Annotated in this window: 19 protein-coding genes; 12 read left to right on the top strand and 7 right to left on the bottom strand. The window is 73.2% G+C overall.

What is annotated here, in order from left to right:
• A complete protein-coding gene (locus ACH4VO_RS19285) occupies nucleotides 1–528 on the bottom strand; it encodes an N-acetyltransferase (RefSeq protein ID WP_360992866.1) in 528 nt (175 codons plus the stop codon).
• 62 nt (nucleotides 529–590) lie between these two features.
• Here ACH4VO_RS19285 and ACH4VO_RS19280 point away from each other — a divergent pair, with 62 nt between their 5' ends.
• Together ACH4VO_RS19280 and ACH4VO_RS19275 are read left to right on the top strand one after the other, a co-directional pair.
• Nucleotides 591–1490 (top strand): TIGR01777 family oxidoreductase, encoded by a 900-nt coding sequence (locus tag ACH4VO_RS19280; RefSeq protein WP_360992869.1) that lies wholly within the window; start codon nucleotides 591–593, stop codon nucleotides 1488–1490.
• A 266-nt stretch (nucleotides 1491–1756) separates the two neighbouring features.
• Entirely contained in the window at nucleotides 1757–3070 is a 1314-nt protein-coding gene (locus tag ACH4VO_RS19275; protein ID WP_360992871.1) for an NAD(P)/FAD-dependent oxidoreductase, read from the top strand.
• Between the two features lie 16 nt (nucleotides 3071–3086).
• On the opposite strand, the gene ACH4VO_RS19270 is transcribed toward ACH4VO_RS19275, so the two are convergent.
• Nucleotides 3087–4739, bottom strand: a complete 1653-nt coding sequence (locus tag ACH4VO_RS19270) for a regulator (protein ID WP_360992874.1) — start codon at nucleotides 4737–4739, stop codon at nucleotides 3087–3089.
• A gap of 381 nt (nucleotides 4740–5120) precedes the next feature.
• On the opposite strand from ACH4VO_RS19270, the gene lipB reads away from it, so the two are divergent.
• The 4 genes from lipB to ACH4VO_RS19250 all read left to right on the top strand — a co-directional run bounded on the left by lipB (nucleotide 5121) and on the right by ACH4VO_RS19250 (nucleotide 8240).
• A complete protein-coding gene (gene lipB, locus ACH4VO_RS19265) occupies nucleotides 5121–5930 on the top strand; it encodes a lipoyl(octanoyl) transferase LipB (protein ID WP_360992877.1) in 810 nt (269 codons plus the stop codon).
• Nucleotides 5931–6041: 111 nt separating this feature from the next.
• Entirely contained in the window at nucleotides 6042–7031 is a 990-nt protein-coding gene (lipA, locus tag ACH4VO_RS19260; RefSeq protein WP_360992880.1) for a lipoyl synthase, read from the top strand.
• 270 nt (nucleotides 7032–7301) lie between these two features.
• A complete protein-coding gene (locus ACH4VO_RS19255; protein WP_360992883.1) occupies nucleotides 7302–7502 on the top strand; it encodes a hypothetical protein in 201 nt (66 codons plus the stop codon).
• A 30-nt stretch (nucleotides 7503–7532) separates the two neighbouring features.
• Nucleotides 7533–8240, top strand: a complete 708-nt coding sequence (locus tag ACH4VO_RS19250; RefSeq protein ID WP_360992886.1) for a DUF4191 domain-containing protein — start codon at nucleotides 7533–7535, stop codon at nucleotides 8238–8240.
• Between the two features lie 247 nt (nucleotides 8241–8487).
• Here ACH4VO_RS19250 and ACH4VO_RS19245 read toward each other — a convergent pair whose 3' ends face one another.
• Nucleotides 8488–8955, bottom strand: a complete 468-nt coding sequence (locus ACH4VO_RS19245) for an RDD family protein (protein WP_360992889.1) — start codon at nucleotides 8953–8955, stop codon at nucleotides 8488–8490.
• 219 nt (nucleotides 8956–9174) lie between these two features.
• On the opposite strand from ACH4VO_RS19245, the gene glnA reads away from it, so the two are divergent.
• Nucleotides 9175–10584, top strand: coding sequence for a type I glutamate--ammonia ligase (glnA, locus tag ACH4VO_RS19240; protein ID WP_360992892.1), 1410 nt, complete (start codon nucleotides 9175–9177; stop codon nucleotides 10582–10584).
• Nucleotides 10585–10722: 138 nt separating this feature from the next.
• On the opposite strand, the gene ACH4VO_RS19235 is transcribed toward glnA, so the two are convergent.
• Nucleotides 10723–11157 (bottom strand): VOC family protein, encoded by a 435-nt coding sequence (locus tag ACH4VO_RS19235; RefSeq protein WP_360992895.1) that lies wholly within the window; start codon nucleotides 11155–11157, stop codon nucleotides 10723–10725.
• A 223-nt stretch (nucleotides 11158–11380) separates the two neighbouring features.
• Between ACH4VO_RS19235 and ACH4VO_RS19230 the strand changes: the two genes are divergently transcribed.
• The gene (locus ACH4VO_RS19230; RefSeq protein ID WP_360992898.1) at nucleotides 11381–12886 is read left to right on the top strand and encodes a hypothetical protein; all 1506 of its coding nucleotides are present in this window, start codon (nucleotides 11381–11383) and stop codon (nucleotides 12884–12886) included.
• Here ACH4VO_RS19230 and ACH4VO_RS19225 read toward each other — a convergent pair.
• Complete coding sequence (locus ACH4VO_RS19225) at nucleotides 12874–13143, bottom strand: hypothetical protein (RefSeq protein WP_360992901.1); 270 nt, start codon at nucleotides 13141–13143, stop codon at nucleotides 12874–12876. The two genes, ACH4VO_RS19230 and ACH4VO_RS19225, sit on opposite strands and share 13 nt — an antisense overlap.
• A 119-nt stretch (nucleotides 13144–13262) precedes the next feature.
• On the opposite strand from ACH4VO_RS19225, the gene ACH4VO_RS19220 reads away from it, so the two are divergent.
• Nucleotides 13263–13622, top strand: coding sequence for an arsenate reductase family protein (locus ACH4VO_RS19220; RefSeq protein ID WP_360992904.1), 360 nt, complete (start codon nucleotides 13263–13265; stop codon nucleotides 13620–13622).
• Here ACH4VO_RS19220 and ACH4VO_RS19215 read toward each other — a convergent pair.
• Nucleotides 13552–14475: an alpha/beta hydrolase gene (locus ACH4VO_RS19215; protein WP_360992907.1), complete on the bottom strand. Its 924-nt coding sequence runs from the start codon at nucleotides 14473–14475 to the stop codon at nucleotides 13552–13554. The genes ACH4VO_RS19220 and ACH4VO_RS19215 overlap by 71 nt on opposite strands.
• A 92-nt stretch (nucleotides 14476–14567) precedes the next feature.
• On the opposite strand from ACH4VO_RS19215, the gene ACH4VO_RS19210 reads away from it, so the two are divergent.
• The gene (locus ACH4VO_RS19210) at nucleotides 14568–15002 is read left to right on the top strand and encodes a MarR family transcriptional regulator (RefSeq protein WP_360992951.1); all 435 of its coding nucleotides are present in this window, start codon (nucleotides 14568–14570) and stop codon (nucleotides 15000–15002) included.
• Nucleotides 15003–15178: 176 nt separating this feature from the next.
• Here the strand turns inward: ACH4VO_RS19210 and ACH4VO_RS19205 are convergent, their stop codons facing one another.
• Entirely contained in the window at nucleotides 15179–16129 is a 951-nt protein-coding gene (locus tag ACH4VO_RS19205; RefSeq protein WP_398441020.1) for a Gfo/Idh/MocA family protein, read from the bottom strand.
• Nucleotides 16130–16374: 245 nt separating this feature from the next.
• Here ACH4VO_RS19205 and glnII point away from each other — a divergent pair, with 245 nt between their 5' ends.
• On the top strand, nucleotides 16375–17409 hold the full coding sequence (gene glnII, locus ACH4VO_RS19200; protein WP_360992910.1) for a glutamine synthetase: 1035 nt from the start codon (nucleotides 16375–16377) through the stop codon (nucleotides 17407–17409).
• Nucleotides 17410–17753: 344 nt separating this feature from the next.
• A complete protein-coding gene (locus tag ACH4VO_RS19195) occupies nucleotides 17754–18362 on the top strand; it encodes a winged helix-turn-helix domain-containing protein (protein WP_360992913.1) in 609 nt (202 codons plus the stop codon).
• The last annotated feature ends 79 nt before the right edge of the window (nucleotides 18363–18441 follow it).

The raw sequence follows: 18441 nt of genomic DNA, 5'->3' as shown, positions 1-18441 counted from the left end.
TCAGGCTGTGAGGGAACGCCCCATCAGGACGTCGTCGACGTAGCTTCCGTCCAGGAAGAACTCGCCGGGAAGGACCCCCTCGACGGTGAACCCCTCGGAGGCGTAGAGGGCGCGTGCGGGCGTGTTGTGGCCGAGCACCCGCAGCGTGATCCGTCCGGCCCCCTGCCGCCGCGCCTCGGCGTACGAGGCGCGCAGCAGCGCCCGGGCGACGCCGTGCCCCCGCGCCCAGTCGGCCACGGCGAGCCCCTGTATCTGCCGTACGTGCGCGTTGCAGGCGAGGGGCGTGGGCGCGGCCAGCCGCAGGTACCCGGCGACGCGCTTCCCGCCCGCCCCGGTGGCGGCCTCGGCGACGAGGTAGTCCTGCGGCCGGTGCCGGTCGTCGAAGAACGGCTCGTAGGGAGGCTGCGGCCTCGGCTGGACGGCGTGCAGGGTCGACCAGGTGGCCCGGTCGAGCTCCCCGAGAGCCGTTTCGTCGGCGGCTGCGGCGGGACGGACGGGGAGGAGGGCGCGGAACGTCGGCTCGGACATGCCGGCCACTGTGCCATGCCGGGTTCCGCGTACCGCACGTCCCATGGGGCAGGATGGACGCCATGCCTCACTCCCGTATCGCCGTCACCGGATCGACCGGCCTCATCGGCGCGGCGCTCGTGCGCTCGCTGCGGGCCGACGGGCACGAGGTGGTGCGCCTCGTGCGGCGCCCCCCCGCGAGCGGTGACGAGGTGGAGTGGGATCCGCGGCGAAGTTACGTCGACGCGGCAGGTCTGGTCGGCTGCGACGCCGTCGTCCACCTCGCCGGCGCCGGGGTCGGCGACCGGCGCTGGACCGAGGCGTACAAGCGGGAGATCCGGGACAGCCGGGTGCTGGGCACCGCGGCGATCGCCGAGGCCCTCGCCTCCCTCGACACCCCGCCGAGGGTGCTGGTCTCCGGGTCCGCGATCGGTTACTACGGCGACACCGGGGACCGCGCGGTCGACGAGAGCGCGCCGCCCGGCGAGGGGTTCCTGCCGTCCGTGTGCGTGGAGTGGGAGGAGGCCGCGGCCCCTGCCGAGGAGGCGGGCATCCGCACGGTCTTCGCCCGGACCGGACTGGTCGTGGCCCGGGAGGGCGGGGCGTGGGGGCGCCTCTTCCCGCTGTTCCGGGCGGGTCTCGGCGGGCGGCTCGGGAACGGGCGGCAGTACTGGAGCTTCATCGCGCTGCACGACCACATCGCGGCGATGCGGCACATCCTGGACACGGAGAGCCTCGCGGGCCCGGTGAACCTGACCGGCCCCTCCCCCGTCACCAACGGTGAGGTGACGGCCGCGATGGGGCGGGTCCTGCGCCGCCCGACGCTGTTCACCGCACCGGCGCCCGCGCTGCGGATCGCACTCGGCGGCTTCGCCGAGGACGTCCTCGGCAGTCAGCGGGTGCTGCCCGGCCAACTTCTCGACTCGGGCTTCACGTTCGCCTTCCCCGGCATCGACGCCGCCATCCGCGCCGCCCTGCGCTGAGGGAGGCCGCGCCGTCGCCGCGGCCGGCCCGCCCCGCCCGCGAAGCGGCGCAGGTCGCAAGCCGTCCGCCGCCGCCCGGCGCCTCGCCGGCCATCGCCCCGGCGCGCCCCGTCGGGCCGCCGTGCGACCCCGTGCACCGGTGCCCGGGGTGCGTGCGACTGTTCCCACATCGGCCATCCCCCTAACTTCGATCCGAACCGGTGCGTTCCGGGGGCCTGTCGAGGGCAGTAGCCCCCCAGCAGTCGCGCCGAATCGGGGAGGGGCTCGTGCTCACGGCACACACGGCACACCATGCGGACGTGGTCATCATCGGGGCCGGGATCGCCGGCCTGTCAGCGGCCCACCGGCTGACCGGCGCGGGAGTGGACGTCAGCGTCCTGGAAACCGCTCCTGACGTCGGTGGCCGCATGGCCACCCAGGAGGTGGACGGTTTCCTGCTCGACGACCTGGGGGCCCTGCTCAGCTCCGCCTATCCGGAGCTGAGCGGCACACCGGGACTGGACGGGCTGGTCCTGCGTGACTTCGCGCCGGGGGTGCTGGTCCACAGCGGGGGCCGCCGGTACCGCGCCGGGGACGTACGGAGCGCGAGGGGCGCACTCAAGGCGGTGCGCTCCCGGCCGGGCGCCCCCACGGCCCCGCTGGGCGGGACCGTCGAACAGGCCAGGCTCGGCGCCTGGCTGGCCAGGCTCGCCGCCACCCCCACGGAGCGGATACTGGCCCGCCCCGACCGCCCCGCGCTCCCCGCCCTGGCCGCCCGCGGCCTCCCGTCGCGCACGGTCGGCGGCTTCCTTCGCCCGCTGCTCTCGGCGATGCTCGGCGATCCCACGCTGGCCACGTCGAGCCGCTGCGCCGACCTCACCCTGCGCAGCTACGCACGCGGCGGGCTCTGCGTGCCGGCGGGCGGTGCCGCGACGCTGCCGCGGCTGCTGGCAGCCGCTCTGCCGCCGGGGACCGTCCGCACCGGGGTCCACGTCACGGCTGCCGACATCACGTCCGTACGCACCAAGGAACACGGGGAGCTGGGCTGCCGGGCCCTGCTGCTGGCGACCGGAGCGGGTGCCGCCGCGGAACTGCTGCCCGGCCTGCGGACACCGGAGTTCCATCCGGTGACCGTCCTGCACCACACGGCGCCCGTCCCCCCGCCGACCGGTTCCCGCCTGCTCCTGGACGCGGACCGCTCCGGTCCGGTCGCGCACACCGCCGTGATGAGCGCGGTCGACCCCTCGCGCGCACCACGGGGCCGGACACTGATCACCTCCACGGTGCTGGGCCCCCCGCCGGCCGATCTCGACCGCACGGTCCGGGCCCACCTCGCCCGGCTGTACGCCGTGCCCACGCACGACTGGGAGCTGCTGACGGCCCGTCATGAGCCCGAAGCCGTCCCCGCGATGCCACCTCCGCACGATCTGCGGCGCCCGGTGCGGGTGCTGGACGGACTCTACGTCTGCGGCGACCACCGCGACACGAGCACGGTCCAGGGCGCCCTGCACTCCGGCCGCCGGGCGGCCTCGGCGATCCTCGCCGACCTGGGGGTGCGGCAGGGACCGGAGGGCGGGACGGCGCTGCCCGCCGCCGCGTGACGGCCGGCCGGGCGGGTCAGCCGAGCGCGGCGACGCGGTCGCGGTAGCCGCGTACGGCGACGGCGTCGTGGTACGGCTCCAGGCGGCGCTCGAAGTCCCGTACGTACTCCGTCGCGCGCGCCGACCGCATCTCCGACGCCTGCTGGGCCGCCTCGGCGCCCAGCAGGCAGGCCTGCTCCAGCTCGCCGAGGCCGAGCCGGGCGGAGGCGAGCACCACCCGGCAGAACAGCCTGCTGCGGGCGTACGCCGGAGCGCGCAGCTGGAGCGACCGCTCGGCGTGCTGCGCGGCGGCGCGGTACTGCTGGAGGTCGCGGTGGCAGTGGGCGAACTCGTCGGCGAGCTGGGCCTCGTCGAAGGAGCGCGCCCAGTGGGGCACGTCGTCGCCGGGCCGGGCGGCCTCCAGCGAGCGTTCCGCCCGCACGAGCGCGGCCCCGCAGGCGCGGGTCTCGCCCAGCACCCCGTGGCCGCGCGCCTCGACGGCGTGCAGGAGGGCCATGACGACGGGCGGCGCCGACGCACCGATGCCCTGCTGGGCGACGCGGGTGAGCTGGACGGCCTCCCGGCCGTGTCCGAGGTAGACGGCCTGCCTGCTCATGGTGACCAGGACGTAGGCGCCGTAGGCCCGGTCGCCCGCGGCCTGCGCGAGCCGCAGGGCCTGGACGAAGTAGCGCTGGGCGAGCCCGTGCGCGGCGATGTCGTACGAGGTCCAGCCCGCCAGCCTGGTGAGGTCGGCCACCGCCGAGAACAGCCGACGGCCCACCGCCTCGCCGTAGCTCCCGCGCAGCATGGGTTCGGCCTCGTGCTCGAGGTACCTGACGAGGGCCTGGCGGGCGTGGCCGCCGCCGTAGGTGTCGTCCAGCGTGCGGAAGAGCTGGGCGACCGAGCGCAGGGCCGCGACGTCACCGCTGCCGACGCGCTGGCCCGGACCGCGGTCGGTCCGCCGCTGGCGCGGGACGCTCGGCGGTGGCTCGCCGGGTACCGGCGGACGGGGGTGGCCGGGTCCGCGGGTGCCGGCCCGGCCGCCGTGGACGCCGGCTCCGTGCGCTGCCGCCCCGGGGGCGCGCAGCGTGCCGGCCCCCGCGGCGGGGTGGGCTCCGGTGCTCTGCTGCGGTCCGTTCGTCCGGAGCCCGTGCGGCGCCCACGGGCCGCCGGCCCCGACGGGAGCGCGCGGGGCGGGCAGTACGGTCGCCGCCTCCGCCTGCGACGCCGGGTCCGCGCGCCCGACCCGGTCGTCGGCCCGCCCGATGAGCCAGTCCCTGCTGGGCACGACGAGACCGGCCGGGGTGAAGGCGATCTTGCGCAGCTCGGCATGGCTGCCCGAGTCCTTGCGCCACAGGCCGCTGACGATGTCGACGGCCTCGGCGGGCGTGGCCGCGAACTCCAGGCCGGCGTAGACGGGCGCGCAGGCGTCCAGTCCCAGGTCCTGGGTGGAGAGGCGGCGTCCGAGGCGCCGGGTGAAGACCTCGGCGATCAGCGCCGGCGTGGTGCCCCGGGGCTGCTGTCCGCGCAGCCAGCGGGTGACCGAGGTCTTGTCGTACCGCAGGTCGAGGCCGTGTTCGAGGCCGAGCTGATCCACGCGTCGGGCCAGACCCGCGTGGGAGAACCCGGCTTCCGCGATGAGCGCAGCGAGCCGCCGGTTGGGGGTGCGCTGCGGAGGTCGTTCCGACATCAGCTGTACGGTCTCCTGCCTTCGGGGCCCGGCGGGCAGCCCTTGTGACTCCTCCCCCCTCGTGGGCGAGGGGGCTTCTCGCTACGCCTGGTTGGCGTCGCGACGGACCAGCCCGGCCCGTAGAACACGGAACGGCGCGAATTTAGCGGCCCGGGTGCCGGCGCCGACGACGTTCGCTCCACCTTCATCCGATCGTGTGAGGATTGTGCGCATCACTGACGGTCGGCCCGGCAGGCCGTGCCCGGCCCCTGGCTCGCGACCTGCCGGACTCCTCGCGGCCGACCGGTCGTACAGTTGCCGAGGGCGCACATCAGTGCAGGGTGACGTGGCTCCGGGGACACCCCCCGGCCTCCCGGCACCGCGAGTAGGGAGGCACCCGAAGTGAGTGAGCTGCGGTTTGTCCGTCTGGGGTTCGGCGAGGACGCGGTCGACTACCAAGAGGCCTGGCAGAAGCAGCGCGAGGTGCACGCCGCCCGGTTCGAGGACACCGTCCCCGACACCTGCCTGCTCCTCGAGCACCCGCCCGTCTACACGGCGGGGCGGCGCACGACCGACAGCGAGCGGCCGCTGGACGGCACCCCGGTCATCGACGTCGACCGCGGCGGGAAGATCACCTGGCACGGCCCCGGCCAGCTCGTCGGCTACCCCATCCAGAAGCTGCCGCGCCCGGTCGACGTCGTCGCGCACGTGCGGCGGCTGGAGGACGCCCTGATCCGTACGGCCGCCGACTTCGGCCTGGAGACGTCCCGGGTCGAGGGCCGCAGCGGTGTCTGGGTGCTCGGCGACCCGGTCGACGAGCGTCCCTCATTGGGCGGACTCTCCCTGGACTTCGACCCCCGGCTGCGGGACGAGGAGTTCGACCCCCGGCTGAACGGTCCGGAGTACGCGCCGTCCAACGCCGGTCAGCGCCGCGAGGACCGCAAGCTGGCCGCGATCGGCATCCGGGTCGCCAAGGGCGTGACCATGCACGGGTTCGCGCTCAACGTGAACCCGGACAACACGTGGTTCGACAGGATCGTGCCGTGCGGCATCCGGGACGCGGGGGTCACCTCGCTCTCCTACGAGCTGGGCCGTGAGATCACGATCGAGCAGGTGCTGCCGGTCGCCGAGAAGCACCTGAGGGACGTCCTGGAGAACGCCGACCTCGCCCCCCGTGTCGTCGCGCCGAAGGAGCCGGCCGCCTCGGCGTAGGGAATAGGCCCCGTCGGTCACAGGTTGGCCGGACGCAGGGCCGTTCTCACCGCGGGCGTACCCTGGTGTTCGCCGAAGAATCCAATGCAGCGAAAGCAAAGGGGTGCCGGAGTGTCCGGTGTCGCACCCGACGGGCGCAAGATGCTGCGCCTGGAGGTCCGAAACAGCCAGACCCCCATCGAGCGCAAGCCCGAGTGGATCAAAACCCGGGCGAAGATGGGCCCCGAGTACACGAAGATGCAGAAGCTCGTGAAGGGCGAGGGTCTGCACACCGTGTGCCAGGAGGCCGGCTGTCCGAACATCTACGAATGCTGGGAGGACCGCGAGGCCACCTTCCTCATCGGCGGCGACCAGTGCACCCGGCGTTGCGACTTCTGCCAGATCGACACGGGCAAGCCGCAGGCGCTGGACCGCGACGAGCCGCGCCGCGTGGGCGAGTCCGTCGTGACGATGGACCTGAACTACGCCACCATCACCGGCGTCGCCCGCGACGACCTGGAGGACGGCGGCGCCTGGCTGTACGCGGAGACCGTGCGCCAGATCCACGCGCAGACCGCGGAGCGGGAGGGCGGCGCCACGAAGGTGGAGCTGCTGATCCCCGACTTCAACGCGGACCCGGCGCAGCTCGCCGAGGTCTTCTCCTCGCGCCCCCAGGTGCTCGCGCACAACGTCGAGACGGTCCCGCGGATCTTCAAGCGGATCCGCCCCGGCTTCCGTTACGAGCGGTCCCTGGACGTCATCACGCGGGCCCGCGAGGCCGGCCTGATCACGAAGTCCAACCTGATCCTCGGCATGGGCGAGACCCGCGAGGAGGTCAGCGAGGCGCTCCAGGACCTGTACGACGCGGGGTGCGAGCTCATCACGATCACCCAGTACCTGCGCCCCTCCCCGCGGCACCACCCGGTGGAACGCTGGGTCAAGCCGCACGAGTTCGTGGAGATGAAGGAGGAGGCCGAGGGCATCGGCTACTCCGGCGTGATGTCCGGTCCGCTGGTGCGGTCCTCCTACCGTGCCGGGCGCCTCTTCCAGCAGGCGATGGAGCGCCGTGGAGAGACCTCCGGCGCGCTCGCCGGAGCCCCTGCGGGCACGCCCGCCGTGTGAATCGGCGCACAAGAAGCTACCGAGCAGTAACCGAAAGTTCGACGCGGCCCGTACGCTCCCCGCAGGTCGGGGCCCCGTATGGGCCGCGTCGGCGTGCGCGGCGCCGATATCAGGGTTTCATTGGTGTTTGACCGACCGGTCATGCACTGGTAACACCGAGCAGTGACCCTAGGTACACAGACGGCAGCGGCCTTCCGGCCGCTGCGGGTCCGCTTCCCGCTACTCCGTGCGCACCGGGTGCGCGCATCCGCTCCGAGGGGGAACATCCACATGCAGGCCGCACCGGTTCGCGCCCACGCGATCCCGTCCGTCACCACCGCACTCCGCGCCGTCGAGTCACTGCTGCTGAGCAGTGGCCAGCGCACCGCCCGCCGGAACGCCTGGACGGCCGTCCTGGAGGACCGCCGCCGGGCGAAGGACCGTGTGGAGGCCGAGCACGTGCTGGACGCCGTGGCCGCCCACCGTTCCTAGGTCGCTCCGGGGCCACGTAAACTTCGCTGCATGGCGAGGAAGGCACACACTGAAGGCGCGGACAGCGCCGAGAACGCGGGGCGGCTCAAGCAGATCGCCCTGACCTACAAGATGACCAGGCGGACCGACCCCAAGATCGGTCTTGTCGTCGCGGGTGTGGGAATCGTCACCTTCGGCGTCCTCCTCGGGATCGGTTTCCTGATCGGGCACCCGGTCTACGCGGGCATCCTGGGCTTCGTCCTGGCTTTCCTCGCAATGGCGATCATCTTCGGGCGGCGTGCCGAGCGCGCGGCCTTCGGGCAGATGGAGGGGCAGCCGGGCGCCGCCGCGGCCGTGCTGGACCGGGTGGGCCGCGGCTGGACCACGACGCCGGCGGTGGCGATGAACCGCAGCCAGGACGTCGTCCACCGGGCCGTCGGCAAGGCGGGCATCGTGCTGGTGGCCGAGGGCAACCCCAACCGGGTGAAGAGCCTGCTCGCCGCCGAGAAGAAGCGGATGGCCCGCATCGTGGTGGACGTGCCGGTGCACGACATCATCGTCGGTGACGGCGAGGGCCAGGTGCCGCTGAAGAAGGTGCGCACCACGATGCTGAAGCTCCCCCGGGTCCTGACCGGCCCGCAGGTCACGGCGGCCAACGACCGGCTGCGGGCGATGGGTGACCTGATGAGCAACATGCCGCTGCCGAAGGGGCCGATGCCGAAGGGCATGCGGATGCCGCGCGGCGGAAAGATGCGCTGAGGCGGGCACCCCTCTCAGATGCGTGAGGGCGGCCCCGGACGATCTGTCCGGGGCCGCCCTCACGTATGTGTGCCGTCGGGGGCAGCCGTCGTGCGTGGGGCGCCGGTTCCACCGCCCGTGAGGAGGCCGCCGACGGCGCCGCGTGTACCGGCCCGGTCCGCGTACGCCGCGGCGCGTGCGGCCGTCCGGTGCGTCCGCCCCGCGTGTCCGGGGCGTCCGCCGCAGCCGGCGGACGCGGCCCCGTACGTCAGATGCGCACCTGGACGGCGTGGGCCAGCCGGTCGTGCAGGCCGCGGCTGTCGCGGTCCCAGACCAGGGCCGGGATCACCAGGAGCAGCAGTACGGTCCGCAGGAGGACCCGCACCGTGCCGAGCCGTCCGCCGTCCTCGGCGACGACCCGCAGGCCCATGATCCGCTTGCCCGGGGTGGACCCGATGGTTCCTACCGTGAGCAGGCTCAGGACGAGGAAGACGCCGAGCGCCCAGTTCCCGGCCGACTGCTGGTCACCCCGAGCGATCAGCCCGTATGCGATCAGCATGCAGGCGGCCCAGTCGATGAAGAGGGCCCCGAAGCGCCGGCCGAGCGGAGCGATCGAGCCCGGGCCTTCCCGGGGCAGACCGAGACGCTCGCCCCGGTAACCGAAGTCGGCGCCCATGTCCTCGGCCGCCGCGCGCGGGCCCGAGAGCCACGATCCGATTGCTTGCCTGTTGTCCACCCGTCCACGGTACTGCGCCCACGTTTGCGCCCGGACGCGCGGGGCACCGGAGACGTCGCTGAGGTGCCACCGAACCCCGGCCCGGTTAACTTGGGCGAAACAAATGGGTCACGCCGGAGAAATCCTGGCTGCCTATGGTCGGGGCCGGTGTGCCACCGCACTGGCCGCACAACGAGCTGCAACCCCGCCCTTTCCCGGGTCGGGAGTAGGAGGAGTTGGATGTTCCAGAACGCCGACGAAGTGCAGAAGTACATCGCCGACAACGACGTCAAGTTCATCGACGTCCGTTTCTGCGACCTGCCGGGTGTGATGCAGCACTTCACGATCCCGGCTGCGACCTTCGACCCGGCCGAGGAACTGGCTTTCGACGGCTCGTCGATCCGCGGCTTCCAGGCCATCCACGAGTCCGACATGGCGCTTCGTGCCGACCTGTCGACGGCCCGTGTCGACCCCTTCCGCCGCGACAAGACGGTCAACGTCAACTTCTTCATCCACGACCCGATCACCGGCGAGCAGTACAGCCGTGACCCGCGGAACGTGGCCAAGAAGGCCGAGGCCTACCTCGCCTCGACGGGCATCGCGGACACCGCCTACTTCGGCCCCGAGGCCGAGTTCTACGTCTTCGACAACGTCCGCTTCCAGACGTCGGCGAACGAGAGCTTCTACCACATCGACTCCGAGGCCGGCGCCTGGAACACCGGTGCGGTCGAGAACAACCGGGGTTACAAGGTCCGCTACAAGGGCGGGTACTTCCCGACCCCGCCGGTCGACCACTTCGCCGACCTGCGCGCGGAGATCTCCATGGAGCTGGACAAGAACGGCCTCCAGGTCGAGCGCCAGCACCACGAGGTCGGCACGGCCGGTCAGGCCGAGATCAACTACAAGTTCAACACGCTGCTCGCCGCGGCCGACGACCTGATGCTCTTCAAGTACATCGTGAAGAACGTCGCCTGGCGCAACGGCAAGACCGCGACCTTCATGCCGAAGCCGATCTTCGGCGACAACGGCTCGGGCATGCACGTCCACCAGTCCCTGTGGGCCGGCGGCTCCCCGCTGTTCTACGACGAGCAGGGCTACGCGGGCCTGTCGGACATGGCGCGCTACTACATCGGCGGCATCCTGAAGCACGCCCCGTCGCTGCTGGCCTTCACCAACCCGACGGTGAACTCCTACCACCGCCTGGTCCCGGGCTTCGAGGCGCCGGTCAACATGGTGTACTCGCAGCGCAACCGCTCCGCCGCGATGCGCATCCCGATCACGGGCTCCAACCCGAAGGCCAAGCGCGTCGAGTTCCGCGCCCCGGACCCGTCGTCCAACCCGTACCTGGCGTTCTCGGCCCTGCTGATGGCCGGCCTGGACGGCGTGAAGAACAAGATCGAGCCGCCGGAGCCGATCGACAAGGACCTCTACGAGCTGGCTCCCGAGGAGCACGCCGGCGTCCAGCAGGTCCCGACCTCCCTCCCGGCCGTTCTCGACGCCCTGGAGCAGGACCACGAGTACCTCCAGGCCGGCGGCGTGTTCACGCCCGACCTGATCGAGACGTGGATCGACTACAAGCGCACGAACGAGATCGCCCCGATCCAGCTGCGCCCGCACCCCCACGAGTTCGAGCTGTACTTCGACCTCTAGGAATCCCTGTGAGGGCCGCTGTCCCGAGCCGGGGCAGCGGCCCTCATGCGTTGTCCGGGCGGCCCTCTCCGGGCCCCGTGCCCGGAGAGGGCCGCCCTCAGGCGCGGGTGGGCCGCCTGCCTCGTGCCTGTCCGCCCCTCACGCCGGGGCCGCGCCGACACAGAACTCGTTGCCCTCCGGATCGGCCATCAGGACATGGTGTCCGTCGAAACTCTCCAGGACGGTCCCGCCCGCCCGCACCAGGCGTTCGGACTCCGCCCGGATCCGTGCCCACCGCTCGTCGGGACTGCCGTGTCCCGGCACCCGGACGTCGATGTGAAGCCGGTTCTTCGCCGTCCTGGGCTCGGGGACCTTGAGGATGCACAGACGCGGGCCGACGCCGTCGGGATCACAGAGCCACGCGCCGTCGTCCACGGAGTCGCCCTCCGGCAGGTCGAACTGCGCGAACCACTCCTCACGGGTGGCGAAGGGGGCGGGCGGGGGCTCGTCGACATAGCCCAGAGCCGTCTTCCAGAAAGCGGCGAGAACCTGCGTGTCCGCGCTGTCGAGTGTCAGGTCGATCATGGCTGCCATCGGGCGACCGTACTGCGCGCCTCTGACAGTCGGGGTACGGCCGAGGGAGCGACAGGTTCCCGGTGGGGTGGTCGCGGCGTCGTGACGCGTCCCGGGCGGACCGCCTCACGGGTGCGGGCGCCGTCGTGCGGAGCGTGGAGGGACCCGGGCCGACGGCCCCCGGGCGCCCCGTACCGGCAGTGAGCACCGCGCGGGCGCCGGCACACCGAGTCCGCACACCAGCGTGACTGCCGAGCCGCTGCACGACGGCGCCGCGTGGGACCACCGCGAGGGTGCCGACCCCGCCGGCCCGGTGGTGCCGGACGAATCGGTGAGCACGGCCTTCCTCGTCGTCCGGAAGTCGATGACGCCCCGTTCCCGCGGCGGTGACGGCGGCGCGTTCTACCATCGGCGGATGCCGCGCTCACAGTCGTTCACGCGTCGGGCCCTGCGCCGTGCCGGGCGGGTGGTGGCCGTCCTCGTCAGTTGCTGCGCCGTCCTCGGGACGGTGCGGCTCGTCGTGCCCGCGACCGCCGGTCCCGAGGGCGACCCGCCCGGGGTGGCGCGTCAACTGGCCTTCGTACGGCAGGCGCTGGACGCCGGGGCCGGGGACGAGGCGCAGGAGCTCTTTCCCGAGGGGTACTTCTTCCTGCACGTCCTGTACGGGCTGGGCCGGGCCGAGTCCGGGATGCGGCTGCCCGAGGGGGAGGCACGGGGCGAGGCGCTGCTCGAAGCGCGCTGGGCGCTGGGGCGGTTGGAGTCCGGGGCCGGGCGGGCACCGTTCAGCCCCGCGCTCGTCCCGGAGTACGGGGTCTTCTACCGCGGGTGGACCAACTGGCTGCGGGGCACCGTACTCGCGCTGCAGCCCGCCGGGGCGAGGGACCCCGCCGAGGTGCGCCGCTTCGACGAGGACTCCGCCGCACTCGGGGCCGCCTTCGACGCGTCCCGGACGCCCTTCCTGGCGGCCTACCCCGGGCAGGCGTGGCCGGTCGACTCGACCGTGGCCGTGGCCTCGCTGCGGCTGCACGACACCCTGCGGCCGCAGCGGTTCGCCGGGACCGCCGCACGATGGCTCGACGCCGTGCGGGAGCGGCTGGATCCCCGTACGGGGCTGCTCCCGCACCGCGTGGACGTGATGACGGGTGAGCCGGTGGAGGTGGCCCGCGGGACCTCGCAGAGCATGATCCAGCGGTTCCTGGTGGACATCGACCCGGCGTTCGCCCGCGAACAGTACCTGCGCTTCCGGGGGTTGTACGTCACCACCCCGCTGGGCCTCGGGCCGGCCGTACGGGAGTACCCGAAGGGCGTGGACGGCCCGGCGGACGTCGACTCCGGGCCGCTGCCGCTCGGGGTGAGCCTGTCGGCAACCGTCGTCACGCTCGGGGCGGCACAGGTGGAGGGGGACGCGCCGCTGGCCGGCGCGCTGGCGAACCACAGCGAGCTGCTGGGGCTGCCGGTCGGTACACCCTGGACCAAGCGGTACGCCTTCGGGCTGCTGCCGGTCGGCGACGCGTTCCTGGCCTGGTCGAAGACGGCGCGGCCCTGGGTCGCCCCGGCGCCGTCCCCACCGCCCGCGGGCGTGCCGGGCTGGTGGCGGGTGCCGTGGGCCTCGCTGCTCCTCCTCCTTGCCGTCGCCCCCTGGGGGCCGGCGGTGGTGCGGTGGTGGCGGCGCAGGGGCCACGCGGAGCCGGGACCGCCTGTGCCCCCGGCGGTCCCGGGGGCACAGGCGGGCGTGGGTCAGCGGCCGTAGCGGATCAGGGCGCGGACCATGCGGCAGGTGGTGTCGGACGGCGGGTGGATGGCGAGGCGGTCGGCGGTCGCGCGGATCCTGGCGTTGTCGGCGGTCGAGGGCTGGTAGACGCCCGTGTCGAGCAGGGCGATCGCCAGGCGCATGGCCTTGAGACGGCGGTTGTGGGAGACGTACCACTCGCGGGGCCGGCCCGCGGGGAGCCTCTTCTTCTTCAGGGGCGTGTTGAGCGGCTCGGTCGTGACTGCGGCAACGGCCATCGGCAACCTCCTGGCACGGTGGTGGAACCCTCACGAACTGCCTCCATTCTACTGCCCACCACTGACAATCACCCCTGGCCAGAGGCCATTTCGGGAGTCCCTCCCGTACCCTGGGCCCCATGGAGATCTGGATCAATCCCGCCTGCTCGAAGTGCCGCAGCGCGGTGGACCTGCTGGACGCCGAGGGCGCCGAGTACACCGTCCGCCGCTACCTGGAGGACGTGCCGTCCGCCGACGAGATCCGCGCCGTCCTGGACCGGTTGGGCCTCGAGCCGTGGGACATCACCCGGACCCAGGAGGCGGAGGCGAAGGAACTGGGGATCAAGGAGTGGCCGAAGGACGACGGTGCGCGTGAGCGGTGGATCACGGCGCTGTCCGAGCACCCGAAGCTGATCCAGCGCCCGATCATCACCGCGCAGGACGGGAGCGCCGTGGTCGCGCGGACGGACGAGGCGGTCCGGGACGCACTGGGGCGGTGAGGAAGTCCTCCATGTGACGGGCGAGTTCGTCCGCCTCCGGGGAGTGCAGCGGCAGTGAGTGGTGCGTGGCGTCCAGTGTCGCGGCCTCGGCGGACGGGAGCAGCCGTTCCGCCGTGGCGGCGACGCGGGTGGCGTCGTGCGCCCGGCCGCGCCGCGCCGTCAGGACGAGCGTGGGTACGTCGAGTCCTCGCAGCGCCTCGGCAGAGGGGCGCGGGCCGGTGACCGGGCGGGCGGCGGGGAAGCGCACAGCGGCGTCCCGCAGGCGGGCCCAGGCCGGGTCGAACTCCGCGCCGCCCGTCTCCCAGGCCAGGAAGGCGCGGGTCCGCCGCTCCGTCGGGCGCAGAAGCACGGGCAGCGCGTGCAGCAGGTAGCCGGGTCGGAAACCGGCGAAGCATCCGGTCGGGTCCACCAGGACCAGCCGTCCGACGCGCCGGGGGGCGTGCAGGGCGTACCGGAGGGCGATCCACGCGCCGTACGAGTGGCCGCAGAGGGCGGCGCTCCCGGCGCCCAGCGCGTCCAGAACCGCGTCGAGCCAGTCCGTGAGGTCGGCCGCCGTGCGGATCGGACGGTCCCCCACCGTGCTGCGGCCCGGTTCGCCGACGAGGTCGACGGCGTGGACGCGGTGGGTACGGGCGAGGCGGGCGGCCTGGGCGAACCACACCGTGGAGGTGGCGCCGCTGCCGGGCAGCAGGAGCAGTGGCGGGGCGTCCTCGGGGCCGCAGCTGTTGAGGTGGGTGGTGCCGTACGGGGTGGGGATGTCGGTGGGGATGGTCGCGGCGGGCCAGTGGCCGGTCAGGACGGCGTCGTAGGCAGCGAAGAACCGGTGTAGGTCCTCGGGATCCGGTGTGCGCATGTGTACCTCCCGCCCCCATATTATCTCGCTGGGCGAGGTAATATGGGGGCGTGAACACAGCGGGCGGTTCCCCGGCGGACCGGGGCGCGGAGATGGACACCGTTCATCTCCTGCGCCGGGTGACGATCGAATTCGGTCTGCGTCAGGCGGAGTTCGCTGCCCGCCACGGGATGCACCCCACGGACGTGCGGGCCTTGATCTGTCTGCTCGACGCCGCCCGCGCGGGCACCCCGGCGACCGCCGGCCGGCTAGGGGCGCAGCTCGGTCTCAACAGTGCGGGGACGACGGCTCTCATCGACCGGCTGGAGCGCCTGGGCCATGTCACCCGCAGCCGCGACGAGCGTGACCGCCGCCAGGTGCTGCTCACGGTGGACGCTCGGGCCGTGGAGCTGGGGCAGGAGTTCTTCGGTCCCACCCTGGCCGCGATGGTGGAGCTGCTGAGGACCTTCGACGACCGGGAGGCGGCGGCCGTACGGCGGTTCCTGCGGGGGGCGTACACGGCGCTCGCCGGGGCGACCGCGGAATGAAGCCCCGGCGGGAACCGCCCGCCCCGGCGAGCACCTCGGTGACCCGCAGCCCGAACCGCACGTCGCAGGGATGCGCCACCCCGGACTGCGGGCCGGCCGGAGCTCCCGCCACGGCCGACCCGGCGGACGGCCGGGCGCCCTGCCCCGGCGGCAGTGCGGCGGCGGGGAAGCGTGGGTCAGGCGGCCGTCACCGGTCCCAGTTGCGCCTCGGCCCCGACGAGCACCTCGGTGACCCGCAGCCCGAACCGTACGTCGCAGGGGTGCGCCACCCCCGTACGCGCCGCGTCGATCAGCGCGTCCACGGCCGCCCCGAACGCCCCGAGCGCGTCCCCGCCACCCTCGGGCAGGGCCGTCGTCCCCCGCTCCCCCCGGAATTCGACCTCCGTGCCCACCGCGCCCACCGGCGCGTCCAGGGCGAGCGTCACCGTGCTGGAGGCCCCGGAGGTGTGCCGGAGCAGCAGATGCGTCGCGTCGGCCGGTCCGCGAGCGGCCACCACCTCCGTCACCTCGCCCAGGACCGGGATCAGGACGGAGAGCGCGTGCGGGCCCACGTCCCACAGGCCGCCCTTCTCGCGGCGCCAGGGCGACGCGGCGAACTCACTGCTCGTACCGGGGGCGTACAGCGCTCCGAGCCACAGGGCGCGGGCGGTGAACCAGCCGCCCGCTGCCGCCTGTTCGGCGATCCACCCGGCCGTGCCCCCGGCGAACCGAAGCGTGCAGAAGACCACGGAGGCGACCGACGCCCGCTCGGCGGCCTCGGCGACCTCGCGGGCCGCCGCCACCGTCGTGGCGACCGGTTTGTCCATCAGCAGGTGGCACCCGGCGGCCGCGGCACGCGCGGCCAGGGGTGCCTGGACGTCCGGCGGCACCGCGAAGGCCACCGCGTCGCTCGCGTCCAGGAGCGCGCCGATGCCCGCGTCGCCCGTGTAGGCGCGGGTACCGTGGGCGGCGGCCAGTGCGTCCGCCGCTTCGGGCCGGCGGCCCCAGACCCCGCTCAGTACGACGCCCGGGTGGGCGGCGAGCGCGGGGGCCTGGGTCATGCGCGCCCAGGGGCCCGCGCCGAGGAGTCCGATCCGCATCTGCGTACGGGGGCACGGTCCGGGCGTGGGTGCGGCAGGTGTGGTCATGGCGCCAGTGTGCCCGCTCCCCGTCGGCGGCACGGGTCCCGGCGGGTACGCGCCCGCGGCCGTGCCGCGCGCCGGACCGTATCCAGTGCGCCGCGTGGTGAGAGGCCTGCGGGCGGTGGGCACATGTGGTCGGACACCCCGGGGAAACAGCGGTAACACGGGGTTCACACCAGGGCAACGGACGGGAAATCGCGTCTTGCCAAGCTGCGCACCATAGACCGCAGCACCCGCAAAGGATGGCTTCCGTGACGTTCAAGGCTGAGTACATCTGGATCGACGGCACCGAGCCGACCGCCAAGCTCCGTTCCAAGACGAAGATCATGGCCGGGAGCCCCTCGCAGGGCGTGGCGGAGCTGCCCATCTGGGGCTTCGACGGTTCGAGCACCAACCAGGCCGAGGGCCACGCCTCCGACCGGGTCCTGAAGCCGGTCTTCTCCTGTCCGGACCCCATCCGCGGCGGTGACGACGTCCTCGTCCTGTGCGAGGTCTTCAACATCGACATGACGCCGCACGAGTCCAACACCCGTGCCGGACTGCGCCCGGTCGCCGAGCGGTTCGAGGGCCAGGAAGCGATCTTCGGCATCGAGCAGGAGTACACCTTCTTCGACGGCCACCGCCCGCTGGGCTTCCCCGAGGGCGGCTTCCCCGCCGCGCAGGGCGGCTACTACTGCGGGGTGGGCTCCGACGAGATCTTCGGCCGTCAGATCGTCGAGAAGCACCTGGACAACTGCCTGAAGGCGGGTCTGGGCATCTCCGGCATCAACGCCGAGGTCATGCCCGGCCAGTGGGAGTTCCAGGTGGGCCCGCTGTCCCCGCTGGAGGTCTCCGACCAGCTGTGGATCGCCCGCTGGCTGCTGTACCGCACCGCCGAGGACTTCGACGTCTCCGCGACGCTGGACCCGAAGCCCGTCAAGGGCGACTGGAACGGCGCGGGCGCGCACACCAACTTCTCCACGAAGGCGATGCGCGAGGGTTACGACGCGATCATCACGGCGTGCGAGTCGCTCGGCGAGGGCTCGAAGCCGATGGACCACGTCAAGCACTACGGCGCCGGCATCGACGACCGCCTGACCGGCCTGCACGAGACCGCCCCCTGGAACGAGTACAGCTACGGCGTCTCCGACCGCGGCGCCTCCGTCCGCATCCCGTGGCAGGTCGAGCAGGACGGCAAGGGCTACATCGAGGACCGCCGCCCGAACGCCAACGTCGACCCGTACGTCGTCACGCGGCTGATCGTCGACACCTGCTGCACCGCGCTGGAGAAGGCCGGCCAGGTCTGATCCCGCCCGAGGACCGACGGGGTGCCCACCGGAAGACGTTCCGGCGGGCACCCCGCCGCCGTTGACGGGGAGTTCCGGCGCCGGCCTGCCGTACCGACAGGTGGGAGAAGGCTGCTGCCGGGCCGCGTTGTCTGCTTCAATGGGCCCATGGTCGGCTTCCAGTACACCGCATCGGGTCGCAGCGACCTCGAGCCGTTCTGGCCCTCTCGTCAGCACCACGACTTCGACCGGGTGTGTTGCCGCGCGTGGAACGCGCAGGCCCTCTAAAGCCGCTCACCCCGGTCTTCGGCCCGCGCGTACGACGTACGTCCTCGACGACTCCTCGCGCGAAAGAGCTGACTCCCATGGCGAACAGCCGTACCCTTCCCGCCGCGTCCGCCGCGGCCACCACCTCCCGTACCTCCCTCTCCGCCCATCGCCACCGGCTGCGGGCCGTCGACCGTGACGACGTCCTGGAGCCCGCCGGCGGGCAGGCAGCCCTCGGCTTCCTGCCGCCGGGGGCGACCTGGCTGCCCGCACCGCAGCACACGCTGCCGGCGCTGCCGGGCCGGCCGCCGATGGTCGGCTACCTGGTCCTCGTCCCGGCCGACCAGCAGCCGGCCCTCGCCGGGGCCGCCGCCTCCTCCGCGTACGGGCAGCCGGTGCCGGAGCAGACCGCGGACACTGCGGCGGACGGCCCCGTACGCATCGACACCACCCGGCGCACCGCCGCCGTCGACGGCGTCACGCTCGACCTCACGTATCTCGAATTCGAGCTGCTGGCGCACCTGGTGGCGCATCCGCACCGGGTACACACCCGGGACCAGCTGGTCACGACCGTGTGGGGGTACGGGCACGTGGGCGACGGACGCACCGTCGACGTCCATGTCGCCCGGCTGCGCCGCAAGCTGGGCGCCGAGCACCGGCGGTCGATCCAGACCGTACGGCGCGTGGGCTACAAGTACACGCCCTGACGTAGGCACAGCGGGAGGCCCGGGGTCCCGGGGCCTCCCGCCGCAGCCACCCGGGACGCGGGGAGAGTCCGCGGGGGTG

It is taken from the genome of Streptomyces sp. NPDC020780, from assembly GCF_044334475.1.
In the GTDB taxonomy this organism is placed as follows: Bacteria; Actinomycetota; Actinomycetes; order Streptomycetales; family Streptomycetaceae; genus Streptomyces.
The sequence above is the reverse complement of the archived record's forward strand: the minus strand, read 5'-3'. Positions and strand labels throughout refer to the sequence as shown.

Excerpts from the sequence above, each read along its gene's own strand:
- ACH4VO_RS19235 (WP_360992895.1), bottom strand. The coding sequence starts at position 11,157 with ATGGCAGCCATGATCGACCTGACACTCGACAGCGCGGACACGCAGGTT.
- glnA (WP_360992892.1), top strand. The coding sequence starts at position 9,175 with ATGTTCCAGAACGCCGACGAAGTGCAGAAGTACATCGCCGACAACGAC.
- ACH4VO_RS19280 (WP_360992869.1), top strand. The coding sequence starts at position 591 with ATGCCTCACTCCCGTATCGCCGTCACCGGATCGACCGGCCTCATCGGC.
- ACH4VO_RS19225 (WP_360992901.1), bottom strand. The coding sequence starts at position 13,143 with ATGGCCGTTGCCGCAGTCACGACCGAGCCGCTCAACACGCCCCTGAAG.
- ACH4VO_RS19195 (WP_360992913.1), top strand. The coding sequence starts at position 17,754 with ATGGCGAACAGCCGTACCCTTCCCGCCGCGTCCGCCGCGGCCACCACC.
- ACH4VO_RS19215 (WP_360992907.1), bottom strand. The coding sequence starts at position 14,475 with ATGCGCACACCGGATCCCGAGGACCTACACCGGTTCTTCGCTGCCTAC.
- ACH4VO_RS19250 (WP_360992886.1), top strand. The coding sequence starts at position 7,533 with ATGGCGAGGAAGGCACACACTGAAGGCGCGGACAGCGCCGAGAACGCG.
- ACH4VO_RS19270 (WP_360992874.1), bottom strand. The coding sequence starts at position 4,739 with ATGTCGGAACGACCTCCGCAGCGCACCCCCAACCGGCGGCTCGCTGCG.
- ACH4VO_RS19210 (WP_360992951.1), top strand. The coding sequence starts at position 14,568 with ATGGACACCGTTCATCTCCTGCGCCGGGTGACGATCGAATTCGGTCTG.
- ACH4VO_RS19285 (WP_360992866.1), bottom strand. The coding sequence starts at position 528 with ATGTCCGAGCCGACGTTCCGCGCCCTCCTCCCCGTCCGTCCCGCCGCA.
- ACH4VO_RS19220 (WP_360992904.1), top strand. The coding sequence starts at position 13,263 with ATGGAGATCTGGATCAATCCCGCCTGCTCGAAGTGCCGCAGCGCGGTG.
- ACH4VO_RS19255 (WP_360992883.1), top strand. The coding sequence starts at position 7,302 with ATGCAGGCCGCACCGGTTCGCGCCCACGCGATCCCGTCCGTCACCACC.
- ACH4VO_RS19205 (WP_398441020.1), bottom strand. The coding sequence starts at position 16,129 with ATGACCACACCTGCCGCACCCACGCCCGGACCGTGCCCCCGTACGCAG.